At 66.0% G+C, this 2,478-nt stretch carries 2 protein-coding genes; both read right to left on the bottom strand.

Going from position 1 to position 2,478, the window contains the following annotated elements:
- Nucleotides 1–64: 64 nt before the first annotated feature.
- Nucleotides 65–868 carry an IS21-like element helper ATPase IstB gene (gene istB, locus APY03_RS23700; protein ID WP_068680679.1) on the bottom strand — a complete coding sequence of 268 codons (804 nt, stop codon included), beginning with the start codon at nucleotides 866–868 and terminating at the stop codon, nucleotides 65–67.
- Complete coding sequence (istA, locus tag APY03_RS23705) at nucleotides 865–2,358, bottom strand: IS21 family transposase (protein ID WP_068680682.1); 1,494 nt, start codon at nucleotides 2,356–2,358, stop codon at nucleotides 865–867. Before istA ends, istB begins: the two co-directional genes overlap by 4 nt.
- Between the last annotated feature and the right edge of the window lie 120 nt (nucleotides 2,359–2,478).

A 2,478-nucleotide genomic window follows, 5' to 3' on the forward strand; every position in this document is an offset into this window, starting at 1 on the left:
TGCCCGGCGTCAACTATTCTGAGCGGCGAGCGTCAATTATCCTGAGCGGTGCGGTCGAGCAAGATCATTGAGTAGTTGTCGTTGCGCTGCGTTGCCGGCGAGCCGGCAACGCAGCGCGGCGGCGGTAGCTGTCCACGTTCATCTCCAGGATCGTGGCGTGGTGTACCAGGCGGTCGACCGCGGCGATCGTCATGGCCTTGTCGGGGAACACCTCGTCCCACGCCGAGAAGGGTGCGTTGGCCGTGATGGCGATGCTCTTTCTCTCATAGCGCTCGGCGATGAGCTCGAACAGCACGGAGGTTTCGGCCTGGTCGCGGCGCGCATAGCTCAGATCGTCCAGGATGATCAGGTCGAAGCGATCGAGCTTGGCGAGTTCGCCCGGCAAGCGAAGGTCTCGGCGCGCCGCCTGTAGGCGTTGCACCAGCTCGCTCGTGCGCACGAAGAGCACCTTGTAGCCGTGATCGATCAGGGCATGGCCGATGCCGGCGATGAGATGGGTCTTGCCCACGCCCGGTGGCCCGAAGGCGAGCAAGTTGTGCCCTTGTGCGAGCCAGCCATCGGCCTCGGCCAACGCGGTAACGTGAGCCTTGGAGATCGCCGGAACTGCGTCGAAGTCGAAGCTGGCCAAGCTCTTGTCCGGTGGTAGTTGGCTGTCGATGCGGGCGCGCGCAAGCCGACGCGTTTCGCGTTCGTTGACCTCCTGCTCGAGCAGCACGCCGAGGAAGCGTTCTGCCGGCCAGCCTTCGCGGTTGGACTGCTCGGCCAAGTCTGCCCACAGCCGCTTCATCGTGGGAAGCCTCAGCTCCCCCAGCATGAGGGGTAGGCGCGCTGCATCGGCGGCGCTGCGCGAGGATGCGATCGTGTTCATGCGGCCTCCAGCAGTTCGTCGTACACCGCGGTGGCCGGCAACATGACCTCCACGAATGGCATCAATGCCGGACGCGGTGCGAACTGCGTCCTCAGCACCTCGATGTCGGGGATTTCATTGCGCTCGCCCAAGGCGCTGAGGATTCCGGCGAGCTCGGCCACCACATTGGCCCGATCCGCGAGATCGAGCAGGTTCACCATCAACCGGCAGGCCTCTCGCTCGCTCAGTCGCTGGCTCATGCGTTCCCAGGCTTGGGCATATTCGCTGCGCGGGAACATGGCATCGCGCAGCATCCATCGGGCGAACGCTCCGGGCTTGCGCCGCAGCGACGGGAGCATGTGGCGCCAGTCGATGCGCTTGGGATGCTTGGTCTGGGCGCTGCTGCGCAACCGCTCGCACTCGAACACCTTCACTCCGCCCAGCCAGGCTTCGAGATGCGCGCTGTAGAGCCGAACCTTCAGCCGATGGCCGACCAGCCTGGACGGCACGCTGTAGTGGGCGGCCTTGATGCTGATCAGTCCGAACTTGCTGACCCTCGCGTCGACCTCTTCGAAGTCCGCCGTTCGCCGAGCCGGCAGCGGCCGAAGGCTGGCACGCTCGACCTCCCACGTCCGAGCGCAGCGCGCGTTCAGCCGCCGCACGGTATCGGCGACGAACTGGCCGTAACCATCGAGGCTCGCGAACTCGCGTGTGCCGCGCAGCAGCAGCGACTGATCCAGCGCAGTCTTCAGGCTGCCCTGGCGCGCTTCGATCGAACCGTTCTCGTGGCTCACGCCCGGATTGTTGCGGCTCGCGCGCAGGCCGTAGTGCGCGCACAGCTCGCGGTAGCGGGCGGTGAGCTCCTCCTGCTCGGCCAGGTTGTTGAACGCCGCCGACAGACTGTCGGTGCGATGTTCTTCGGGCACACCACCGGCCATCCATAGTGCTTCCTGAAGACCGCTCGCCAGCGCCTGGAAGCTCTCGCCACCCAGCACGATGCAGGCATGGCGCCAACCACTGTGGGCGAACGCGAACTGGTACAGCCGGTGCGGCAAGGCCTCGCCGACGATGGTGATGGCCAGCTCGTCGCAGACCGTGAAGTCCGACAGCCCAAGCCGGCCGGGCGGATGCTCCTGGGCGAAGAAGATCTCGCGATCGCCACCGTGCTCGGCGCGCCACTGCCGCACCCGACGCTGCAGCGTGCGCAACACCGCGCCGTCGAAGCGCTGCGGGTATCGCAGCTGCAGCTCCTCCAGCACCGTCACTGCCATCAGCCCAGGGGCCGCTTCCAGCATCGGCACGACCTCCGCCGTCCACACCTCAGTCAGCGGGTCGGCGCGCGTGCGCCAGTTGCGCGCCGGCTTCTGGGACGGCAGCAGCACCGCCGATTCGATGCGCCGCGCGCTGGCTACGCTTACCCCGGCCTTGGCAGCCGCCACCTCCTGGCTGTGCTTGCCGCGTAGTTCCTTGTACTTGGTCACTTGATGATCCGATATGCGTTTGCCGGGCAAGGTGGCTGCCTCCTCTAGAGGCAAACCACTTTAAAACCCGACCGCAAACGCACCCCGGGCGCGTGCGTCAACCGCTCACGATAGTTGTCGTCGACCACTCAAGATAATTGTCGCTGGCCA

This window comes from Variovorax sp. WDL1 (assembly GCF_001541225.1).
Classification (GTDB): domain Bacteria; phylum Pseudomonadota; class Gammaproteobacteria; order Burkholderiales; family Burkholderiaceae_C; genus Variovorax.